Source organism: Rhizobium sp. SSA_523, assembly GCF_030435705.1.
GTDB lineage: Bacteria > Pseudomonadota > Alphaproteobacteria > Rhizobiales > Rhizobiaceae > Neorhizobium.
Genome location: NZ_CP129382.1, coordinates 2,351,502 through 2,371,802, shown reverse-complemented (window position 1 = coordinate 2,371,802; position 20,301 = coordinate 2,351,502). Strand labels below are relative to the sequence as shown.

Here is a 20,301-nt window from a genome sequence, read left to right as displayed (position 1 = left end):
GCTCTGCTTAGAGAAGCGGGTCTAGGAAAAAGGGACGATCCGTCACTGGCTGGTTTTTCTGGCCCGGAGTCTTGCGGATATTCTGCTCCTCGACGGGCGTGCTCGGCCGGTCGAGCGAGCCTTTGCGGCCACAGCCGGTAACGGCGATGCCGGCGATGCAGAGCGCGACGGCGATGCGGGCAGAGATGCGCAGGGTCGACATTTTTCTTCCTTCATCGGATGGCCTTGCAGGCGGGCCACTATCAGCAACAGGGCAGCCTGTTCTTAGCGAAGTTCAGCCCGCTTGTGCAGTCAATTCTGGTGATGGGTCAGTTGCGTCCGCGCCACCACGCGATCTGCTCACGCACTTTCGCAGGCGCCGTTCCGCCGAAGCTCGTGCGGCTGGAGACAGAGGCATCCACTGAAAGAACGTCGAATACCGAAGGGGTGATCTGCGGATGAATGGATTGCAGGTCCTCCAGCGAAAGCTCCGCAAGGTCGCAGGCTCTGGATTCCGCCAGAGCGACGGCGCGGCCGGTCACGTGGTGGGCGTCGCGGAAGGGAAGGCCGGCTTCGCGGACCAGCCAGTCGGCCAGATCCGTGGCCGTCGAAAAGCCGGATCCGGCTGCAGCACGCATGCGCTCGACACGAACCGTCATGTCGCGCACCATGCCGGCCATCGCGGCCAGCGCCAGTTCGAGGTTTTCGGCGGCGTCGAAGACCTGTTCCTTGTCTTCCTGCATATCCTTGGAATAGGCCAGCGGCAGGCCTTTCATGACCGTCAGAAGCGCGACCAGCGACCCGTTGATGCGTCCGGTCTTGGCGCGCACCAGTTCGGCGGCATCCGGATTCTTCTTCTGCGGCATGATCGACGAGCCGGTCGAGAAGGCATCCGAGAGGCGGATGAAGCCGAATTGCGGTGTCGACCAGATCACGATTTCCTCTGCGAAGCGCGACAGATGCGTGGCGCAGATGGCGGCGACAGACAAAAATTCCAGGGCAAAATCGCGGTCCGAGACCGTGTCGATGGAATTGCGCGTCGGTTCCCGAAAGCCAAGCGCCTGCGCGGTCATGTGGCGATCGATCGCAAAGCCGGTGCCGGCCAGCGCCGCCGCACCGATCGGGCACTCGTCCAGATGGTCGATCGCATGGCGCACGCGGGCACGGTCGCGGCCGAACATTTCCACATAGGCCATGCAGTGATGGCCGAAGGTGACAGGCTGGGCTGTCTGCAGATGCGTGAAGCCTGGCATGACCGTTTCGGCATGCTCCTCCGCCTTGTCCAGCAGGGCGGCGATCAGATCGGTCAGCATGGCTTCCGTCCGTGCCATCTCTTCCTTGACCCAGAGGCGGAAATCGAGCGCCACCTGGTCGTTGCGGGAGCGGGCGGTATGCAGACGGCCCGCAGCCGGACCGATCAGGTCTGCAAGCCGGGCCTCGATGTTCATGTGGATGTCTTCCAGCTTGCGGGAAAACGTGAAGCGGCCGTCCTGGATCTCTGACAGGATCGTGTTCAGGCCCGAAACGATCTTGTCTTTATCTTCGACCGAAATGATGCCTTGTTGCGCCAGCATGGTGGCATGTGCGATGGAGCCGCGGATATCCTGGGCGAAGAGCTTCTTGTCGAAGCCGATGGAGGCATTTATCTCCTCCATGATGGCGTCCGGCCCGGAGGCAAAGCGCCCGCCCCACATCTGGTTGGAGGAGGCGTGATCCTTCGCACCGTCTGCCGTGCCGTTCGCCCTGCCGTCTGCCCTGCCGTCTGCCATGAGTATCCGTCCTGGAGTTGGAATATGCCGAACAAGAGACCTCTCGGTCTGCCGTCCGTCCGCCTGATCCTGTTTGCTGCCGTTGCCGGCATCATCGCCGGTCTCGTCGCGGTATACGTGAAGCCCACCCTGTCTGGCAATGGCGAGGTCGCCGCGCAGACGCAGTGCGAAGGCGCCGTTGCGCAGGCCCGAACGGTGTCGGAACTCGCGCAAGGGGAACTGGCGGCGCTCAGTGGTGCGGCGGAGCCGCGCCGTCTCGAGACGCTGTCCTTCACTGGGCCGGAGGGGCGCAAGCTGACGCTGGCGGATTTCGAGGGCAAGACGGTTCTATTGAACCTCTGGGCGACCTGGTGCGTGCCCTGTCGCGAGGAAATGCCGGCGCTGAACGCTCTGCAGGTCGCCAAGGGCAGCGATAGATTCGAAGTTGTGGCGATCAACATCGACACCGGCAGCGATGAAAAACCGAAGGCCTTTCTGGAAGAGACGGGCGTGCACGCGCTTGCCCCCTATCGCGACAGTTCGATGGGCGTCTTCAATGCGCTGAAGAAGGAGGGGCTGGCCTTTGGCTTGCCGGTCACTCTGGTGATCAATCGCGAAGGCTGCCTGATCGGTGCGATGAATGGGCCGGCCATATGGGATGGACCGCAGGCCCAGACGCTGATCGATCGCGTGCTTGCGCTTTAGACGGCAACCACGGCATCAGCGCGTGGGAACCGGCACCTCGCCGCGGTAATCGTAGAAGCCGCGGCCGGATTTGCGGCCGAGCCAGCCGGCTTCGACATATTTGACCAGCAGCGGACAGGGTCGGTACTTGCTATCCGCCAGACCATCATGCAGCACCTGCATGATGGACAGGCAGGTATCGAGCCCGATGAAATCGGCAAGCTGCAGCGGCCCCATCGGATGATTGGCGCCGAGCTTCATGGCGGTATCGATGGCTTCCACCGAGCCGACACCTTCATACAGCGTGTAGATGGCCTCGTTGATCATCGGCAGCAGGATGCGGTTGACGATGAAGGCGGGAAAATCTTCGGCAACCGTGACGGTCTTGTCCAACGACGCGGCAAACTGCTTGGCTGCGAGGAAGGTCGGCTCCCCGGTTGCGATGCCGCGGACGAGCTCGACCAGCTTCATCACCGGAACCGGGTTCATGAAATGAATGCCCATGAATTGCTCGGGACGATCGGTGGTCGCGGCAAGCCGGGTGATGGAGAGGGACGAGGTATTGGTGGCAAGGATCGCTTCCGGCTTCAGCACCGGGCAGATCTGCGAGAAGATCTTGCGCTTGACGCTTTCGTCCTCGGTCGCCGCTTCGATCAGAAGATCCACTGACGCTAGATCGTGGTGATCGACAGTTCCGCTGATGCGCGACAAAGCCGCCTTGCGGTCCTCGTCGCTCAGCTTGCCGTTCGAGACCTGGCGGGCAAGATTGCCGTTGATGGTGGCAAGGCCCGCTTCGATCCGTTCGCTGGAAAGATCATAGACCGTTACCCGGTAGCCGGCCAAGGCGCTGACATGCGCGATGCCGCAGCCCATCTGACCCGCTCCGACTATTCCAACATTGGTGATCATGACGCCTCGTTTTTTATCAAGAGGTGGTGCGGCCGCGCGGTTTGATCGTCCAGCGCGCCCAAGACGCAGAGAGACAATGTGCGGCCCAAGAAAGTGATACTGCCGCAACGCAATATTTTCCAGCCCTGGCCCGCCGCTCGGCAGGCCAAGGCCTTCTTGCAGGTCGTTACAAGGCCTTTTCCAGTTCCGGGATCACCTGGAACAGGTCGCCCACGAGACCGTAATCGGCCACCTGGAAGATCGGCGCTTCCTCATCCTTGTTGATCGCGACGATCACCTTGGAATCCTTCATGCCAGCCAGATGCTGAATGGCACCTGAAATACCGCAGGCGATGTAGAGATCGGGAGCGACCACTTTGCCGGTCTGGCCGACCTGCCAGTCGTTCGGAGCATAGCCCGCATCGACGGCAGCGCGCGAGGCACCCACGGCAGCGCCCAGCTTGTCGGCGAGCGGCAGGATGACCTCCTGGAACTTTTCCGCAGAACCGAGCGCACGGCCGCCGGAAACGATGATCTTGGCCGAGGTCAGTTCCGGCCGGTCGGACGAGGAGAGCGCATCCTCGACAAAGGTGGAAAGGTCTGTCGTGCCGCTGGCGGAAACGGCCTCGACGGGCGCCGAACCGCCGTCACCGGTCGCGGCAAAGGCCGCCGAACGAACGGTGATCACCTTCTTGGCATCGGTCGACTGCACCGTCTGGATCGCATTGCCGGCATAGATCGGGCGTCGATAGGTATCGGCCGAGACGACCTCGATGATTTCCGAGACCTGCATCACGTCCAGAAGCGCGGCAACGCGCGGCATGACATTCTTGGCCGAGGCCGTGGCGGCAGCCATGATCACATCATAGTCACCGGCCAGCGAGACGATGAGATCGGCAAGCGGTTCAGCCAGATTGTTGGAGAGCGAGGCGTCATCGGCAGCCAGGACCTTGGCGACGCCGGAAAGTTTGGCAGCGGCATCGGCGGCGCCCTTGGCATTGGAGCCGGCCACCAGCACATGCACGTCACCGCCGATGGCGGTTGCGGCCGTCAGGGCCTTGGCAGTCTGGTCAGAGACGCTTGCGCCGTCATGCTCTGCGAGAAGAAGAATAGCCATTGTTCGTGTTCTCCCTTTCGTATCCTTACAGGACGCCCGCTTCGTTCTTCAGCTTTTCGACAAGTTCGGCCACTGTCTTGACCTTGATGCCGGCCTTGCGGCCACCCGGTTCCTCGGTCTTCAGCACCTTCAGGCGCGGCGCCATGTCCACCCCGAAATCGGCCGGGCTCTTCTTGTCGAGCGGCTTCTTCTTCGCCTTCATGATATTGGGAAGCGAGGCATAGCGGGGCTCGTTGAGGCGAAGATCCGTCGTTACGACAGCCGGAAGCTTGACCTCGATGGTCTGCAGGCCGCCATCGACCTCGCGGGTCACCTTGGCGCTATCGGCGGACAATTCCACCTTCGAGGCAAAGGTTGCCTGGCCCCATTTCAGAAGCGCGGCCAGCATCTGGCCCGTCTGATTGGAATCGTCGTCGATCGCCTGCTTGCCGAGAATGACGAGGCTCGGATTTTCGGCCTCGACGACGCCCTTCAGCAGTTTTGCCACAGCCAGCGGCTCGACCGCCTCATCCGTTTCGATCAGAATGCCGCGATCGGCGCCCATTGCGAGGGCGGTGCGGATCGTCTCCTCCGCCTTTGCCGGACCGATCGAGACCACGACGATCTCCTCGGCCTTGCCGGCTTCCTTCAGCCGCAGGGCCTCTTCCACCGAAATTTCGTCGAACGGATTCATCGACATCTTGACGTTGGCCAGCTCGACACCGGTTCCGTCCGCCTTCACGCGGATCTTGACGTTGTAATCCACGACCCGCTTCACGGGGACCAAAATCTTCATGACGTCCTTCCTCAGATAAAACCAATGGGGAAAATGCGGCCTCTCCCACGCGGCCGATTGTCAATGGGCGACATGGATACGCATTTTTGCACCGAACTCAAAGGCTTTTGCGGGCCCGTGCGGTGCAATTTGGTCATCCCCCTATTCCATGCCTGACGCCTGCGGCCTGTGCCCGCCCCTGTCCGCCTGTGTCCGTGCCGGCAATCAGCGATTCTGGCCCGGCACCCATAAAATATCCGCATGACCGTCCTGATTGGCGTGACGGGCGGCGACAAACAGGAAATCCGAGAGCCGGTTGATATAGTTGAGTGCCGGCGATCCGACCGTTTCCCCGTCCAGACGCGACAGTTCCACCATCAGGCGCTCGGCCCGGCGCGATACGGTACGCGCGACATGCAGATGCGCCGCGGCGGGCGATCCGCCCGGCAGGATGAACGAATTCAGCGGTGCGAGCCTGGCGTTCAGCTGATCGATCTCCGCTTCCAGCCGGTCCACCTGCGACGAAATGATGCGCAGGGGTTCCCATTCCATCGGCTGGCCATTGTCGGGCGTCGAAAGATCGGCGCCGAGATCGAAGAGGTCGTTCTGGATACGCGACAGCATTGCGTCGAGGTCCGGCATATCGGCGGTGTGCAGGCGGGCGGTGCCGATGATCGAATTGGTCTCGTCCACGGTGCCATAGGCTTCGACGCGCAGATCATGCTTCAGCCGCCTCGGGCCGGTGGCAAGTCCGGTCGTGCCATCGTCTCCCGTACGCGTATAGATCTTGTTGAGCTTCACCATTCTCAGCGGCCCCCACCGGTCAGCCAGAGCGTGAGCATGATCAGCACGATGGCGATCGCCTGCAGCATGACGCGCAATTGCATCAGCTTGTTCGACCTGTTGGCGTCCTTCCCCTGCAGCATGTTGAAGAGACCGCGGATCAGCACGAGGACCACGAGGCCCATGACGATGAGGGCCAGGATTGTGGTGAAGCTCGACATGGAAATGCCTTTTCTTGGAGTTGTTTCGAGCATGATCCGACCGGAGTGAAACGAGGATCGATAAGATCATGCTTCAAATATAAAAGTTTAGAGCGCCGATTTCATTCAATCAGATCGAACAGCACTCTAGTCGGTCTTACGCAGGAGCCTGTAGAACAGATCTGCCGGAAGCAGGCGCTTGAGAAGGGCACCCTGTTTGGCCGGCCGCGTCACCAAGTAATGTGGCCGGGGGCGCGGTGCCGTCAAGGCATGGACCAGCACCCGGTACACGGCGTCCGGTCCGAGCTTGTGCTTGTTGATCGGCCCCGAGCCGTCCAGCCGGGCAATCTGGCGGATATATTCCTGCGCATGGGCGGAGTTTTGAAGATCGATCCGGTCCCGAATGGCCGCCAGAGCATTGGCTGTGAAGCGGCTGTCGATGGGGCCGGGCTCGATCAGGCTGACAAAGATGCCGCTTCCGTCAAGTTCCATCCGCATGGTCACGCTCAAGCCTTCGATCGCATGTTTGGAGGCATTGTAGGCGCCGCGATAGCGGTAGGGCACGAGGCCGAGAATGGACGAGCACTGGATGATGCGGCCGAAACCCTGCGCGCGCATCACCGGGATCACCTGCCGCGTCAGCTCGTGCCAGCCGAAGACATTCGTCTCGAACTGCAGCCGCAGAACCTCCGTGGTCAGGTCCTCGACGGCGCCTGGCTGGCCATAGGCCCCATTGTTGAAAAGTGCCGTTATCCTGTCGCCGGTGCGGCGCCGGACCTCCGCCACAAGGGCAGTGATCGTCTCCGGCCTGGTGTAGTCCATCAGCAGGGTTTCGATCCCCTGTGCCTCGAGCGCGGCCACATCCTCGGGCTTGCGCACCGTGGCGAAGACGCGCCAGCCATCCCTGGCAAGTGCTGCGGCGCAATGGGCGCCGATGCCGGAGGAGCAGCCGGTAACGATGATGGTGCGCTGATCCGCCATGATCCCTCCCTGTACAATGGCTTTGCCTTTCCCATATTTGAACATCAGTGACAACGGAGTTCCCTCGTGTCCGACGACAGACCGCAGTTTCGGCCCTTCCGGCTGGTCTTCAAGGTTTTTTACGACGCCTATTGTCATTTCAACGATGATGATGGCTGGGCGCTTGCCAGTCACGTGGCTCTGTCGGGTCTGCTGGCCCTCTTTCCCTTCCTGATTTTCGGAACGGCGCTCGCGGGTTTCCTCGGGGCCAACAGCTTCTCCGATACGGCGGTGCATCTGCTGTTCGACACATGGCCCACCGATATCGCCGAGCCTCTGGCGGCGGAAATCCGCCGGGTGCTGGAAATCCCGCGCGGCGGGCTTCTGACGATCTCGGTGCTGGCCGCTGCCTATTTCGCCTCCAACGGGGTCGAGGCTCTGCGCATTTCGCTGAACCGGGCCTATCGGGTGGCGGAAGATCGCGCCTGGTATGTGACGCGCCTGGCGAGCCTCGGCTATGTCATCATGGCGGTGGTGATCTGCGCGGCAATCAGCATCGTGCTCGTCGCGATACCGATCGCCATCCGCTTTACCGGATCGCACCTGCCCTGGTTACAGAACGAGATCGAATATATCACCAATTTCGGCCTGCTGGGCACCGTCATCGTCCTGCTTCTCGGGCTGATCGTCTGCCATAAATGGTTGCCCGCCGGCAGCCGGCGGCTGATCGACACCTTGCCCGGCATCGCCCTGACCCTGATCTGCTGGAGCGCCTTTGCCTGGCTGTTTGCCTCCTACCTCGCCACATTCGCCAATTACAACGCGACCTATGCCGGTCTGGCCTCGGTCATGATCGTGCTCGTCTTTCTGTACATGGTGGGGGTGATCTTCATGCTGGGCGCGGAGGTCAATGCCGCCTTGATGAAATATCGCGTCTATTCCGCGCTCAAACATGCGCGCTCCGGCAGGGCGAGCGCCAAGGCGCGCCCGGTTTCCGCAGCCGCGAGGACGCCTGCCCCCGCAGCGGGCGCAGGCAAAGGGTCGTTAGAGCCCGCGCCGATTGCGGCGGATGATCAGAGGCCGAGCATCAGCCGTATGTCGCTCGGCGAGTGACCCGCGGCGCGCAAGGCGGCGAGACCGGTGGATGCCGCGCTCTTCGACAGTTTTCGCCCGTCCGGCCCGAGGATGAGGCGATGGTGGTGATAGCGCGGCTCCGGAAGATCGAGGAGTTGTTGCAGAAGGCGGTGCACGGATGTGGCGTGGAAGAGGTCGAGGCCGCGCACCACATGGGTGACGCCCTGCGCCGCATCATCCACGACAACGCTCAAGTGATAGCTCGAGGGTGCATCGGAGCGGGAAAGGATCACGTCGCCCCAGGCCTCGGGATCGGCGGTGACGACGCCCCGCGCGCCGTCGCCTGTCTCCACGAAGGTGAGGGGGCCGCCCACCAGGCTGATCGCCTTCTTCATGTCGAGGCGCAGCGCGTGACGGAGTCCGCTGTCGAGCAGTCTCCGGCGCTCGCCGGGTGGCCGGTCAAGGTCGTCCCGAGGGTAGATCGGTGCACCATCCGGATCGCGTGGCCAGCTCTCTCCCGCCGCCTCTGCCGCCTCGACCCGCGCCTTGATCTCGCCGCGGGTGAGAAATGACGGATAGATCAGTCCCAGGGCGTCCAGCCGGTCGAGAGCTTCGCGATAGTCGGCCAGATGGCCTGACTGGCGCCGCAGCTGCGGCTCGGCATGGAAGCCGATCCAGGCGAGATCGGACAAGATCTCGGCCTCGAATTCGGGCTTGCAGCGGGTCTGATCGATGTCTTCGATGCGCAGCAGAAGCCGTCCCTGCGTCTCCCTGGCCATTGCCTGATTGATCAGGGCAGAGAGCGCGTGTCCCAGATGCAGGAAGCCGTTGGGGCTCGGCGCGAAGCGGAAGACCGGTTTTTGACGTGCGGTTTGGGCCATGATTATGTCTGCCACGAATCGAGAGGTGAGGCGATGGCCGTGATACGGGATGAGGGGGATGTCGCGGAAGGGCTGATGGCGCTGATGGCTCTCGATCCGCGTCTGACGCGGGTGGTGGAGTTCGCCGGACCGGTGCCGTTGCGCCTTGCTCAACCCGGTTTTGCCGGTCTTGCCCATATCATCGTGTCACAAATGGTGTCGAAGGCAAGCGCGAGCGCAATCTGGGCGAGGATCGAGGCACGCGGTCCCGTCACTGCCGAACTCTATCTGGCACAGTCCCCCGTCATCATTGCCGGTTTCGGCCTGTCTCGGGCCAAGGCGGCGACGCTTGCCGGTCTGGCCGGGGCGATCGCCTCCGGTGAGCTGGATCTGGCCGCGCTTTCAGCCCTGCCGCAAGACGAGGCCGTTCGCCGGCTCGTGGCGCTGAAGGGCATAGGACCATGGACGGCGGAAGTCTACCTGATGTTGTGCCTCGGCGCCCGCGATGTCTTTCCGGCCGGCGATGTGGCATTGCAGTCGGCGATCGGCCACGCATTTGAGCTTGCCATGCGTCCTTCTGCCGCGCAGGTGCAGGAGATGGCGCTGGCCTGGCACCCATGGCGCTCGGTCGCCGCGCGCCTTTTCTGGGCCTATTACGCCCGTGTCATGCGCCGCGACGCCGTGCCGCTGGCCTGATGGAGAGAGGGTGCCGCAGTCTCCTTTATTTGGCTTCACAATCCTGTAACATCGGACCTAATATAGAAGACACATAAGCCGAATCGGTGAGGAGCGTCCGTGACGATTGCAGTCTCCCCGCAGGCCCTGCCGGCGCTCGTCTTGAACGCTGACTACCGGCCGTTGAGTTATTACCCCTTGTCGCTGTGGTCCTGGCAGGACGCGATCAAGGCGGTCTTCCTCGACCGTGTGAACATCATTGCAGAATATGATCACTCCGTGTCGTCACCGACTTTTTCGATGCGCCTGCCGAGCGTTGTGAGCCTGAAGACCTATGTCCAGCCGACGCGCAATCCCGCCTTCACGCGGTTCAACGTCTTTCTACGCGACCGGTTCGAGTGCCAATATTGCGGCTCTCGCGAGGATCTGACCTTCGACCACGTGATCCCGCGCGCCCATGGCGGCGAAACCACCTGGGAAAACGTGGTGGCGGCCTGCTCGCCCTGCAATCTCCGAAAGGGAAGCAAGCTGCCCAAGCAGGCAGGCATGCATCCCTCGCAGGCGCCCTATCAGCCGACCGTTCAGGACCTGCACAATAATGGCCGTCTGTTTCCGCCCAACTACCTGCACGAAAGCTGGATGGACTATCTCTACTGGGATACGGAATTGCAGCCCTGACGGGTTGGACAGCGCTTAGCCGCGCCGGGCAAGAACGGCGCGGAAGGCAATGGCGGCAAGGATCACGCTCGCAATCACGTTCCAGCCGGCGAAGGACAGACCCAGCACGCGCAGGGCGGCATCCGTGCAGGACGGGCCCTTGATGGCGTTAAGCTCGTTCAGGAGGTTTCCCGCATCGGTGGTCATGCCATTGGCCGAGGTGGAGCAGGTGGCCGGGCCTTCCCAGAACCCCCATTCGACGCCCGAATGATAGACGCCCATGCCGGCGCCGATGATCATCATGATGCCGACGATCGCCAGAAGGCCGCGGCTGACCGCCGGCGGCAGGCGGAAGGCCGCCGTTGCCAGGGCCGCCAGGGCCACGGGAATTCCCCAGTAATAGGGCTCGCGCTGGAGGAGGCAGAGGGCACAGGGGATATAGCCGCCGAGATGCTGGAAGCCGAGCGCGATCCCGACCGTGGCTGCCATGCCAATGGCCAGGACAGAAGCGTGGCCCATCAGGACGCGGCGGGTATGATCGGCGGCACTCATGGGGATCTCCAGCGATGCTTTTCTCCTGTTTGCTCTAATGAGGCGAGTGGCCCGTGTAAACGCGCAAGATGGGAGTGCGAAGACGGCGGCAAAAATTTTTCGTGAGCGGAAAGAACATGCAGGGGATTGCTGCGGCTGTGCTTGCATGCAGCCTTTTTCCTGTGCTAGACGCTGACCACCCTTTTCGAAAGCCCCGTTGGCGGAATTGGTAGACGCGCCTGACTCAAAATCAGGTTCCGAGAGGAGTGCTGGTTCGATTCCGGCACGGGGCACCATCTCTTTTTCTTCGACATGTTCGTCCGGCATTCGCCTTTTCACGAAAGGGCGGTCGGCTTCGCCATGCTCTGTGACGTCGCGGGCGCCGCCTTGTGCGATGTCTGCGAAATTTGCGATCGGCCCGCTTGTGTCGGGTGGAGGTGATTTCCTCTCGCCTCTCCGGCACGCCTGCGGGCCGACGCCCTGTCTTCATGCTTGTCCGAAAGCGATTAGGCGATGAAGCCGTCGGCGATCACATTGCCGACCAGTTCGACATTCTCGTTGCTCTCCGAGAAGCTGAGCAGCACGCTGGCGCGATCACCTTTGCCTGTCTCCAGATAGGATTGCCAGAAGGCAATGCCCTCGGCTTCGCCGCTGCGGCCCAGGACGTTTTCGTAGAGCGTGCTGACGAATTGGCGGTTGCTGGTGTTTCCATAGGTGTTCTGAAATTCCTGCGATTGCAGGAATTGCGACGCCGTCTGGTGCCAATCCTGCCCGTCATCCAGCCGTCCCACCCAGTAGCGCACACCGTCGGCATCCGGGGTCCGGTCAAAGGTGGCCTGGTAGAGGCGATAGGCTGTTCCGGCATTCTCGCCCTTGCCGGTATCCAGGAACAGCGTTGCCTCCTGGAACTTCACCCGCTCGACGTCTTCGAGGTAATAGACGGCCTTGTCATCGGCGAGCACGGTGGCATTGGTGCCGACGGCGAGGCTCAGTCCGGTGCTGGACCTGGCGAAGCTGACCGTATCGATCTCGCCTTTGCCATCCACATAGGTTGAGACGTCCTGCGTGATCGCAAAACTATCGCGGCCTTCGGTGCCAAACAGGGCCTTCTCGAACTGGGCCGGATCAACCGGTGCATTGGGATCACTGGGCGTCGTCGGCACGGCGGCACCGGTGACGAGGCCGAGGACGCTGCCGAGGATGCCGTTCAGGTCGATCAGGCCATCGTCACCGACGAGGCCGGTCAAATTGGTGATGCCGCCCGGGCCAAGAAGGCCGTTCAGGTCGAGGAGGTCGCCCGTATCGCCCGGCGTTCCGTCCGCATTGATCGTGACGATGCCGCCATTTTCAGGCAGCACGACGACATCCGTTCCGGCGAGGTTCAGTTCGAGAAGGCCCTCGCTGTTTTCGCCAATGCCGAGCAAGGCCCCGCTTCCCAACGCGCCGTTGATGAGGTGGCCCAGGGTCCCGCCGCTCTCGTCACCGGTGCCGCGCAACAGATCCGCGACCGTGTCGATGATGTCGTCGGCGGTGGAGCCGACCGGCGAAAGCGTCGTCTCGAGAGCATCGCCCAGTTGATCCAGCGTATTGCCGATCGTAGTCGTCAGGCCACCGAGAAGCGCGCCGCTTTGGCTGAGATTGATGCCAAGTGCGGTGGACGCGGTCAGGGTGGGACCATAGAAGCTGTGAGTTGCCATCTTCAATTCCTCCATTTCGGGCTCGTTCGGCTGGCCCTTTTGAAAACCTGGGGCGGAGGATTTTTGCCGGCAACCATCACTGGTTGTTACGATTAAGCATATGCTAATGTAGGTCTAGCTAACTAATTGAGGGCACTATCGGGCCTGTAGAGGGTATCCGAACTTCTGACTCAAAACGGAGCAGGCGTAATTCGATGATAGTTTTTTCGCGCGTAGAATTGCGCATCGTCAAGAATGACGATGAGGTCAGGGCTGGCCTTATCTGGTGAAGAACTTGTGCTGCGCCGGGAAAATAAGGGAAAAACCTGTCGTTCTTCAGGGTCGCGCCGGGCCGGCGCGCCGAAAGCCTTGCCGTCGTCACGGACTGACACCGGCAAGGCGAAGGCCAGGCGCTTTCGATCAGTTTTTCGAAAGGCTGATGGTGTAGCTGCCCATGGCGCAGAGGTCCTGCCGGTCTTCGAGTGTCTCGATGTTGGAATCGGCCGTAAATTCGAAGCGCATGTCGTATTCGCAGACGGATCGTCCATCCGAAATGGTAATTTCCATGCTTTCGCCGGGCTCGATCACATCATCCCCGAAAACATCTTCTTCCCAGTTGTTCACGCCGACCGGGGAGGTGAAGAAACGCTCGATCGTTCCGCTGGTGTTGTTCTTGAGTTCGAAGATGAGATCTTCCGCCTGAGAGACGGCCGGAAGTGTCAGGAGCGCAAAAATGCACCCTGCAAGTGTAGTCGCAATTCTATTCATGCTGGATCCCCATAACCCCATATCGGGCTTGTATTTCCTAGCACAAATATAATGGCCGGCAAGGGAGGTCCAAGTGTACATCAGGAGGATTTTGCAGGCACTGAAAAAGCTGCTTGGCGCCTGTCAGTCGGCGCGTCCCCGCAAGCCCATGATCTTCTCCCGCAGCAGGCGGGCGATGTTGCGGGTGCTGCGATAGAGGTGCAATTGCGCGCTCACCTGTCGCACGTCGCGGTCATTGGTGCCCGTCAGGCCGATCACCATCGTGCCCATGTCCTCGCGCTCCCGCCACAGCCGGCTCATGATCGGATGATCCGGCACGGCGCAGCTATCGGTGCGGGTGATGTTGAAATCGTCGAGGTGCCAGTCCGTCAGCCTCATCACGAGCAGCTTGCCCGGCGAGAAGCGGGCAAAGTCCTCGTCGTAGGCCGTCTTCCATGTATAGGCCTCACCGGCCATGACAAAGACGATGAGGGAGGCAATCGCGCGCCCGTCGATATCGAGCGTATGAATGCGCACGCCATCGATTTCGGCAAGGTTGCCGATCGCTTCGCGGGCAAAGGCCGCGCGATACCGGTCGCTGATCAAGGCAGACCGCTTGCGGCCTTTCCACCCCTTGGCTTCCAGCGCAAGAAATTCCTCCGTGCGCCGGCGGATATCCGTCGGGTTTCGCGCCACGGAATAGGAGAGGTCGCCTTCTTTCTCCAGCCGCCGCCAAAGCCGGCGCATCTCGCGCAAATGGTGAGCTGAGATCGAGGATTTCAGATAGGCGTCGCCTTCCAGCTCACTGTCTAGTGTCGGCCGCTGATAGGGGCTCGTGACGGCAACGGGCAGGTTCCGGGCAACGGCAACGGCGCGCATCAGCTGCGCGAACCTTCCATTGAGACGCAGGTCCGGCAGCACGAGCACTTCGGGAAGCCGGGCTTGCTGCGCCGAAAGCGCGTCGAGAAGATTGTCCAGCGTCTCGGCGGCATCCTCGGCATCCACCAGCGGCGTGCCCAATGGACCGAAAGGATTGGCCCAGACCCGGATGATCGAGGCGCCGAGGGCGAAGCCGGGCTTTTCGATCGAGAACGGCATCAGCAGGCGCAGGCGCCCGTAGTGCTCCTTCTCATCGCGAATGATCGCCAGCTGGACATGGCGATCCTCAACGCGCGGCATGGCCGGTGCCAGCATGCGACCGCTGAAGAAGACATTGGGCTCCATCACACGATTGGACAGGAAATCCAGCTCGTCCTGCAGATCATAGCCCATGCTCGCCGGATAGATGGAGAGGGAGCGGCCAGGGCGTCCGACCGCGATCTGGAGGGATGCATCCGGAACGGGGCTTGCCGGGCGAATGGCGGTCACCGGGCTGGCCGGCGCTGCGGGGCCCGTGCCGGAGGCAATGCCGGAGGCGGTGCCGGAAAACGGGCGGCCAAGGGGTGGACGTTCAGCCATGTGGACCCTGCCTTTTTCCGACCGGGGCCGATCTGCGGCCGGCAAAGACGAAGAGGGTGATGCCGAGTGTTTGGCGGACAGCCAGAAAGAGAAGAACGGCTTCGATCGCCATGGCGAGCGCCGTTGCCACGGCCGCACCCATCAGGCCGAAATAGGGAATCAGCGTGATGTTGAGCGCGATATTGCAGGCGAGAACCAGGACATAGATCTTGACGCAGAGGGATTGGCGTCCCGCCATGTTGAGCAGCACTTCCCCGGGGCCGACCGAAGCCTTGGCGAGGATGCCGGCAAACAGCACGACCATCAGTCCATAGCCCTCGGTAAAACTCGGGCCGAACAGAGCCAGCAGGAATTCCCCGAGCGCCAGCACGAACAGGCCTACCGCCAGGGCAGGCCAGAAAGCCCATTGCGCCGCCTGTACGGCGAACGTGGCCAATTCGCCCTCGTCCTGGCTGGCCATGATGGCCGAAAACCGAGGCGCCGCCGCCGCCTTTACGGAGAAATAGACGAATTGAACGAGCGCAATGGTCTTTGCCGCCGCATAATAGATCGCGACCTGGTCCGGCGGCAGGTAGAGGCCGACGACCACCACATCGGAATTGGTCAACAGGAAGCCGACGCCATCCACCAGAAACAGCGGCAGCGCGAAACCGGTCCAGGAGCGGATATCGAAATCCAGATTGCCGCGGCCATGCAGCCTTCTCAGCCGAAGGCTGATGCGGATGAACTGGAAGAGAGTGGTCACGTAAGTGGCCGCCAGGGCAGCTTCCATGGCGGTGCGCGCAGCCCGCGGCTGGTCCAGGGCGACAGACAGCAGCATGAAGGCCAGGATCAGCACGGGCCGGATGATATAGGTCGGGCTCATGGCCGCCACGGCCCAGCCATGGGCGCGCGCCGTGCCGTCCAGAACATCGCCGAGCGCGATCATCGGCAGGGTGAAGAGGCCGAGCACGACGGGGATCATCCAGTAATCGGGGACCATCGCGTCGAAAATGGACAGGAAGGCAAAGCCGGAGGCGGCAAGCAGGCTTGCCGCCAGCATGGCGATCACGCGGGCGCTCCAGTTCAGGCCGCGCACGAGGTCGGTCTCGCCCCGCGTCTGATGCTGCGGCAAAAAGCGGATGACGACCGTGTGAAAGCCGAGGCAGGAGAGATTGCCGAAGACCACCACCAGCACCCAGACAAAGGCGAATATCCCGTATTCGAACTCGCCCATCAGCCGCGCCAGGATGATCTGCGAGGCAAAGGCGATCGCTGCACTGATGATGCGGATGGAAAAGGCCGTCAGCGCCATGCGCTGGGAGCGGGCGGTATCGTCTGTGCCGGTCAGGATCGAGTCAAGCTTCCGCGCGATCGGCGCAAGCCGAACCCGGAGGCTGAGCGGAAGCAGTCTTTCCGCCTGTTCGATCACCGTCATGTGGGGCACGCACTATCCTGGGACGCAGAACTGTCGGGTATTCACTATGCCCCGCTCACCGTTAAGAAACGCTTTATTATGGCGTCTCCTAAATTAATTGAATCTGAAAGAGCCGCGCGAGGCGGCTCTTTCAGATCGTCAAATCGGGTGAGTTCCGCGGCCTCAGGCAAGGAAGCGCGCCCTGGCCGCCTTGCCGTCTTGTCAGGCCTGCTCGAAGGCGCCGTGGCAATGCTTGTACTTCTTGCCGGAGCCGCAGGGGCACGGCTCGTTGCGGCCAACCTTGCCCCAGGTCGACTGGTCGAGCGGATCGCGGTCTTCCGGTGCCACCGTCGGCAGGATGGGCGCCTCGGCAAACTCGTCCTGGCCCGTCGTGGCATCCAGATGATGGGCCTGCATGACCGGTGGCGGCTCGGGCGACTCCGGTGCATCGCGCACCAGTTCCACGCGCATCAGCTGTGCTGTGACCACTTCCCGCAGGTTGGCCAGCAGCGCCTGGAAGAGTTCGAAGGCCTCGGCCTTGTATTCCTGCAGCGGATCGCGCTGTGCATAGCCGCGGAAGCCGACCACCGAGCGCAGGTGGTCCAGGTTGACGATGTGCTCGCGCCACAAATGGTCGAGCGTCTGCAGCAGGATGGACCGTTCGACATAGGTCATGATTTCGGCGCCGAAGCGGTCGGCACGATCCTGCGCGGCATCGTCGGCGGCCTTGGTCAGCCTCTCGCGGATGTCGTCATCGGCAATGCCCTCTTCGCGCACCCAGTCCTCGATCGGCAGATCGAGATTGAGCAGGCGAAGCACGTCCTCCTTCAGGCCGGCCGCATCCCATTGCTCTGCATAGGCGCGCTCGGGAATATATTTCGTCACCAGCATTTCGATGACTTCATGGCGCATGTCCGTCACGGTTTCCGTCAGGTCCGTGGCATCCATCAGTTCGATGCGCTGTTCGAAGATCACCTTGCGCTGATCATTGGTGACGTCGTCGTATTTCAGAAGGTTCTTGCGGATGTCGAAATTGCGCGCTTCCACCTTCTTCTGGGCGCGTTCCAGCGCCTTGTTGATCCAGGGATGGACGATCGCCTCGCCTTCCTTCAGACCCAGCTTCTGCAGCATGCCGTCCATGCGGTCGGAGCCGAAGATGCGCATCAGGTCGTCTTGCAGCGAAAGGTAGAATTTCGAGCGACCGGGGTCACCCTGCCGGCCCGAGCGGCCGCGCAGCTGATTGTCGATGCGCCGGCTTTCGTGACGTTCCGTCGCAATGACATACAGGCCGCCGGCGGCGAGCGCCTTTTCCTTCAGCTGCCGAACCTCCGCACGGATGGCGGCCTCCTTCGCATCGCGCTCCGGCCCCGGCTCCATGCCGTCCAGTTCGCGTTCGAGGCGCATGTCGATATTGCCGCCTAGCTGGATATCGGTTCCGCGGCCGGCCATATTGGTGGCGATCGTGACGGCGCCGGGGACGCCTGCCTGGCTGACGATATAGGCTTCCTGCTCATGATAACGGGCGTTCAACACGCTGAACGACTCGAAGCCCTCCTTCTTGAGCATCGCGGCCAGAAGTTCGGATTTCTCGATCGAGGTCGTGCCGACCAGAACCGGCTGCGAGCGGGCATGGGCGACCTTGATCTCTTCGATGATCGCCTTGAACTTCTCCTCGCCCGTGCGGTAGACCTCGTCATCCTCGTCGAGACGCTGAATGGGCAGGTTGGTGGGCACTTCGACGACGTCGAGCCCGTAAATATTGGCGAATTCCTCGGCTTCCGTCGAAGCCGTACCGGTCATGCCGGCAAGCTTGTCGTACATGCGGAAGTAGTTCTGGAAGGTGATCGAGGCGAGCGTCTGGTTCTCGGGCTGGATCTGGACCTTTTCCTTCGCTTCGAGCGCCTGGTGCTGTCCTTCCGAATAGCGGCGGCCCGGCATCATGCGGCCGGTGAATTCGTCGATGATGACGATTTCGCCGTTGCGGACGATGTAGTCCTTGTCGCGCTGGAAGAGCTTGTGGGCCTTCAAGGCATTGTTGATGTGGTGGACGATCGCCACATTCTCCACGTCATAAAGCGACTCGCCCTTCAAGAGGCCGTCATCGCGCAGCAATTGCTCCAGCTTTTCCGTCCCGACTTCGGAGAAATTGGCGGAGCGCTGCTTCTCGTCGATCTCGTAATCATCCGGCGTCAGAAGCGGAATGAAAGTGTCGATCTTGTTGTAAAGGTCGGAGCGGTCGTCCAGCGGGCCCGAAATGATCAAGGGCGTGCGCGCCTCGTCGACGAGGATCGAGTCCACTTCGTCGACGATCGCGAAATTATGGCCGCGTTGCACCATCTGCCCGCGCTCATATTTCATATTGTCGCGCAGATAGTCGAAGCCGAGCTCGTTATTGGTCGCGTATGTAATGTCGCAGGCATAGGCGGCCCGGCGCTGCTCGTCGTCGAGACCATGCACGATCACGCCGGTCGTCAGGCCCAGAAAGCCGTAAAGACGGCCCATGATGGCGGCATCGCGGCTGGCGAGGTAGTCGTTGACGGTGACCACATGCACGCCCTTGCCGGACAGTGCATTCAGATAGACGGGAAGCGTCGCCACCAGCGTCTTGCCTTCACCGGTCTTCATCTCGGCAATGGCGCCCTCGTGCAGGATCATGCCGCCGGTCAGCTGAACGTCGAAGGGCCGCATGCCGAGAACCCGGCGCGAGGCTTCGCGCACGACGGCGAATGCGGGATCAAGAATGTCGTCCAGGCTCTTGCCTTCGGCGAGCTGCTGCTTGAACTCCTCGGTCTTTGCCGCCAGCTGCGCATCCGTCAGCGCCTGGATGCGCTCCTCGAGCGCGCCGATCGAACTGATGCGCGAGCGATATGAGCGGACACGCCGGTCATTGGCTGAACCGAAGAACTTGCGGGCTATCCCACCAAGGCTGACCATACGAATGGTCCTTTCTAGACTCTAGACTGATGCGTCATCATGTGACCCGTCCGCCGAGCTTGGGCCTGTCGTCTTGCACAGGCAAAATGCCAGCTGTGCCCGGAAACTCTTCTGGACGTGAAGTAGCGTGACAGATAAGAGGGGGGTCGAATGATGTCAACGGTTCCGGCTGATACACAAAGGCCACAATCCGATGTTTCTGAGAGTGTTCTGGCCGGTCTTGGGCGTCCTGAGGCCGGTGTCCAATCCGAAAGGTTGTTTCATGTTTCGCCCTACATTCGTCGCAGCTGCCGCTCTGGCTGTCGCGGTCTCCTTCCAGGCGCCGGCATTTGCTCAGGATGACGCCATTGTGGCAAAGATCGGTTCCGTCGAAATCCATCAGTCGGACCTCGACACCGCCATCGCCAATCTCAGCCAGCAGTACCAGCAGCTGCCCGAAGACCAGCGCAAGATCGCCGCGCTGTCGCAGCTCGTCGACATCAAGCTGGTTGCGAAGCAGGCGGAACAGGCCGGCCTGCAGAACAGCGAAGACTTCAAGAAGCGCATGGCCTATCTGCAGGAGCGCGAGCTGCACAATGCTTATCTGCGCGACCAGTTCGACAAGCTGAAGCCCGAGGAAGTCAAGGCGCGCTACGAGAAGGAAGTCGCCTCGCTTCCCAAGGAAGAGGAAGTCCATGCTCGCCACATTCTCGTCAAGACCGAGGATGAGGCCAAGGAAATCATCAAGCAGCTCGATGGCGGCAAGGATTTCGTCGAACTGGCGAAGGAAAAGTCGGAAGACAGCAGCAAGTCCGATGGCGGCGATCTCGGCTATTTCACCAAGGGCCGCATGGTTCCCGAATTCGAGCAGGCAGCCTTCACGCTCGGAAAGGGCGCCTACACGAAGACGCCGGTAAAGTCGCAGTTCGGCTGGCACGTCATCAAGGTCGAAGACAAGCGCGATGCCCAGCCGCCGGCCTTCGATCAGGTCGAGCCGCAGGTTCGCCAGATCGTCATGCAGGAAAAATACTCGCAGATCATCGAGAATGCGAAGAAGGACCAGACGGTCGAGATCATGGACGAGACCCTGCGCAAGGGCTATGAGGACATGACCAAGGGCGAGTAAACCGACCCCTCAAGCAACACTATGGCCCGCATTTGCGGGCCTTTCCATATTCACGGGCCATATATACGGGTCATA

Annotated in this window: 20 protein-coding genes and 1 tRNA gene; 6 read left to right on the top strand and 15 right to left on the bottom strand. The window is 61.7% G+C overall.

The window, feature by feature from the left end:
* Nucleotides 1-7 precede the first annotated feature (7 nt).
* Together lptM and argH are read right to left on the bottom strand one after the other, a co-directional pair.
* Nucleotides 8-202: an LPS translocon maturation chaperone LptM gene (gene lptM / locus QTJ18_RS19660; RefSeq protein ID WP_252754428.1), complete on the bottom strand. Its 195-nt coding sequence runs from the start codon at nt 200-202 to the stop codon at nt 8-10.
* Nucleotides 203-308: 106 nt separating this feature from the next.
* Nucleotides 309-1,748 (bottom strand): argininosuccinate lyase, encoded by a 1,440-nt coding sequence (argH, locus tag QTJ18_RS19655; RefSeq protein WP_489667251.1) that lies wholly within the window; start codon nt 1,746-1,748, stop codon nt 309-311.
* Nucleotides 1,749-1,772: 24 nt separating this feature from the next.
* Between argH and tlpA the strand changes: the two genes are divergently transcribed.
* On the top strand, nt 1,773-2,432 hold the full coding sequence (gene tlpA / locus QTJ18_RS19650; RefSeq protein WP_252754429.1) for a thiol:disulfide interchange protein TlpA: 660 nt from the start codon (nt 1,773-1,775) through the stop codon (nt 2,430-2,432).
* Nucleotides 2,433-2,447: 15 nt separating this feature from the next.
* Here tlpA and QTJ18_RS19645 read toward each other — a convergent pair whose 3' ends face one another.
* From QTJ18_RS19645 to QTJ18_RS19620, 6 genes are all read right to left on the bottom strand, one after another.
* On the bottom strand, nt 2,448-3,320 hold the full coding sequence (locus tag QTJ18_RS19645) for a 3-hydroxybutyryl-CoA dehydrogenase (protein WP_252754430.1): 873 nt from the start codon (nt 3,318-3,320) through the stop codon (nt 2,448-2,450).
* 166 nt (nt 3,321-3,486) lie between these two features.
* Nucleotides 3,487-4,416 carry an electron transfer flavoprotein subunit alpha/FixB family protein gene (locus tag QTJ18_RS19640; protein WP_252754431.1) on the bottom strand — a complete coding sequence of 310 codons (930 nt, stop codon included), beginning with the start codon at nt 4,414-4,416 and terminating at the stop codon, nt 3,487-3,489.
* 25 nt (nt 4,417-4,441) lie between these two features.
* Nucleotides 4,442-5,191, bottom strand: coding sequence for an electron transfer flavoprotein subunit beta/FixA family protein (locus QTJ18_RS19635; protein WP_252754432.1), 750 nt, complete (start codon nt 5,189-5,191; stop codon nt 4,442-4,444).
* A 204-nt stretch (nt 5,192-5,395) separates the two neighbouring features.
* Entirely contained in the window at nt 5,396-5,974 is a 579-nt protein-coding gene (locus QTJ18_RS19630; RefSeq protein WP_252754433.1) for a cob(I)yrinic acid a,c-diamide adenosyltransferase, read from the bottom strand.
* A 2-nt stretch (nt 5,975-5,976) separates the two neighbouring features.
* Nucleotides 5,977-6,174, bottom strand: a complete 198-nt coding sequence (locus QTJ18_RS19625) for a twin transmembrane helix small protein (RefSeq protein ID WP_252754434.1) — start codon at nt 6,172-6,174, stop codon at nt 5,977-5,979.
* A 126-nt stretch (nt 6,175-6,300) separates the two neighbouring features.
* Entirely contained in the window at nt 6,301-7,134 is an 834-nt protein-coding gene (locus QTJ18_RS19620; protein WP_252754435.1) for an SDR family oxidoreductase, read from the bottom strand.
* Nucleotides 7,135-7,200: 66 nt separating this feature from the next.
* On the opposite strand from QTJ18_RS19620, the gene QTJ18_RS19615 reads away from it, so the two are divergent.
* Nucleotides 7,201-8,226 carry a YihY/virulence factor BrkB family protein gene (locus QTJ18_RS19615; RefSeq protein ID WP_252754436.1) on the top strand — a complete coding sequence of 342 codons (1,026 nt, stop codon included), beginning with the start codon at nt 7,201-7,203 and terminating at the stop codon, nt 8,224-8,226.
* Here the strand turns inward: QTJ18_RS19615 and gluQRS are convergent.
* Nucleotides 8,187-9,068: a tRNA glutamyl-Q(34) synthetase GluQRS gene (gluQRS, locus tag QTJ18_RS19610; RefSeq protein ID WP_252754437.1), complete on the bottom strand. Its 882-nt coding sequence runs from the start codon at nt 9,066-9,068 to the stop codon at nt 8,187-8,189. The two genes, QTJ18_RS19615 and gluQRS, sit on opposite strands and share 40 nt — an antisense overlap.
* Before the next feature lie 33 nt (nt 9,069-9,101).
* Here gluQRS and QTJ18_RS19605 point away from each other — a divergent pair, with 33 nt between their 5' ends.
* A complete protein-coding gene (locus tag QTJ18_RS19605; RefSeq protein WP_252754438.1) occupies nt 9,102-9,743 on the top strand; it encodes a DNA-3-methyladenine glycosylase family protein in 642 nt (213 codons plus the stop codon).
* Between the two features lie 99 nt (nt 9,744-9,842).
* Entirely contained in the window at nt 9,843-10,400 is a 558-nt protein-coding gene (locus QTJ18_RS19600; protein ID WP_252754439.1) for an HNH endonuclease, read from the top strand.
* Nucleotides 10,401-10,415: 15 nt separating this feature from the next.
* Here QTJ18_RS19600 and QTJ18_RS19595 read toward each other — a convergent pair whose 3' ends face one another.
* Nucleotides 10,416-10,931 (bottom strand): disulfide bond formation protein B, encoded by a 516-nt coding sequence (locus QTJ18_RS19595; RefSeq protein ID WP_252754440.1) that lies wholly within the window; start codon nt 10,929-10,931, stop codon nt 10,416-10,418.
* A gap of 190 nt (nt 10,932-11,121) precedes the next feature.
* Here QTJ18_RS19595 and QTJ18_RS19590 point away from each other — a divergent pair.
* Nucleotides 11,122-11,206, top strand: a tRNA-Leu gene (locus QTJ18_RS19590).
* 210 nt (nt 11,207-11,416) lie between these two features.
* On the opposite strand, the gene QTJ18_RS19585 is transcribed toward QTJ18_RS19590, so the two are convergent.
* From QTJ18_RS19585 to secA, 5 genes are all read right to left on the bottom strand, one after another.
* A complete protein-coding gene (locus QTJ18_RS19585) occupies nt 11,417-12,607 on the bottom strand; it encodes a DUF4214 domain-containing protein (protein WP_252754441.1) in 1,191 nt (396 codons plus the stop codon).
* A gap of 399 nt (nt 12,608-13,006) precedes the next feature.
* Entirely contained in the window at nt 13,007-13,354 is a 348-nt protein-coding gene (locus QTJ18_RS19580) for a hypothetical protein (protein ID WP_252754442.1), read from the bottom strand.
* Nucleotides 13,355-13,477: 123 nt separating this feature from the next.
* Nucleotides 13,478-14,791, bottom strand: coding sequence for a GNAT family N-acetyltransferase (locus tag QTJ18_RS19575; RefSeq protein WP_252754443.1), 1,314 nt, complete (start codon nt 14,789-14,791; stop codon nt 13,478-13,480).
* Complete coding sequence (locus tag QTJ18_RS19570; protein WP_252754478.1) at nt 14,784-16,208, bottom strand: lipopolysaccharide biosynthesis protein; 1,425 nt, start codon at nt 16,206-16,208, stop codon at nt 14,784-14,786. The genes QTJ18_RS19575 and QTJ18_RS19570 overlap by 8 nt, the downstream gene beginning before the upstream one ends.
* A gap of 201 nt (nt 16,209-16,409) precedes the next feature.
* Nucleotides 16,410-19,121, bottom strand: a complete 2,712-nt coding sequence (secA, locus tag QTJ18_RS19565) for a preprotein translocase subunit SecA (RefSeq protein WP_252754444.1) — start codon at nt 19,119-19,121, stop codon at nt 16,410-16,412.
* Between the two features lie 262 nt (nt 19,122-19,383).
* Here secA and QTJ18_RS19560 point away from each other — a divergent pair, with 262 nt between their 5' ends.
* Nucleotides 19,384-20,226, top strand: a complete 843-nt coding sequence (locus tag QTJ18_RS19560; protein ID WP_252754445.1) for a peptidylprolyl isomerase — start codon at nt 19,384-19,386, stop codon at nt 20,224-20,226.
* Nucleotides 20,227-20,301: the final 75 nt, after the last annotated feature.

Excerpts from the sequence above, each read along its gene's own strand:
- QTJ18_RS19575 (WP_252754443.1), bottom strand. The coding sequence starts at position 14,791 with ATGGCTGAACGTCCACCCCTTGGCCGCCCGTTTTCCGGCACCGCCTCC.
- QTJ18_RS19570 (WP_252754478.1), bottom strand. The coding sequence starts at position 16,208 with ATGACGGTGATCGAACAGGCGGAAAGACTGCTTCCGCTCAGCCTCCGG.
- QTJ18_RS19640 (WP_252754431.1), bottom strand. The coding sequence starts at position 4,416 with ATGGCTATTCTTCTTCTCGCAGAGCATGACGGCGCAAGCGTCTCTGAC.
- QTJ18_RS19635 (WP_252754432.1), bottom strand. The coding sequence starts at position 5,191 with ATGAAGATTTTGGTCCCCGTGAAGCGGGTCGTGGATTACAACGTCAAG.
- QTJ18_RS19630 (WP_252754433.1), bottom strand. The coding sequence starts at position 5,974 with ATGGTGAAGCTCAACAAGATCTATACGCGTACGGGAGACGATGGCACG.
- QTJ18_RS19605 (WP_252754438.1), top strand. The coding sequence starts at position 9,102 with ATGGCCGTGATACGGGATGAGGGGGATGTCGCGGAAGGGCTGATGGCG.
- QTJ18_RS19580 (WP_252754442.1), bottom strand. The coding sequence starts at position 13,354 with ATGAATAGAATTGCGACTACACTTGCAGGGTGCATTTTTGCGCTCCTG.
- QTJ18_RS19620 (WP_252754435.1), bottom strand. The coding sequence starts at position 7,134 with ATGGCGGATCAGCGCACCATCATCGTTACCGGCTGCTCCTCCGGCATC.
- lptM (WP_252754428.1), bottom strand. The coding sequence starts at position 202 with ATGTCGACCCTGCGCATCTCTGCCCGCATCGCCGTCGCGCTCTGCATC.
- QTJ18_RS19595 (WP_252754440.1), bottom strand. The coding sequence starts at position 10,931 with ATGAGTGCCGCCGATCATACCCGCCGCGTCCTGATGGGCCACGCTTCT.
- QTJ18_RS19625 (WP_252754434.1), bottom strand. The coding sequence starts at position 6,174 with ATGTCGAGCTTCACCACAATCCTGGCCCTCATCGTCATGGGCCTCGTG.
- QTJ18_RS19560 (WP_252754445.1), top strand. The coding sequence starts at position 19,384 with ATGTTTCGCCCTACATTCGTCGCAGCTGCCGCTCTGGCTGTCGCGGTC.
- argH (WP_489667251.1), bottom strand. The coding sequence starts at position 1,748 with ATGGCAGACGGCAGGGCAGACGGCAGGGCGAACGGCACGGCAGACGGT.
- tlpA (WP_252754429.1), top strand. The coding sequence starts at position 1,773 with ATGCCGAACAAGAGACCTCTCGGTCTGCCGTCCGTCCGCCTGATCCTG.
- QTJ18_RS19645 (WP_252754430.1), bottom strand. The coding sequence starts at position 3,320 with ATGATCACCAATGTTGGAATAGTCGGAGCGGGTCAGATGGGCTGCGGC.
- QTJ18_RS19585 (WP_252754441.1), bottom strand. The coding sequence starts at position 12,607 with ATGGCAACTCACAGCTTCTATGGTCCCACCCTGACCGCGTCCACCGCA.
- gluQRS (WP_252754437.1), bottom strand. The coding sequence starts at position 9,068 with ATGGCCCAAACCGCACGTCAAAAACCGGTCTTCCGCTTCGCGCCGAGC.
- secA (WP_252754444.1), bottom strand. The coding sequence starts at position 19,121 with ATGGTCAGCCTTGGTGGGATAGCCCGCAAGTTCTTCGGTTCAGCCAAT.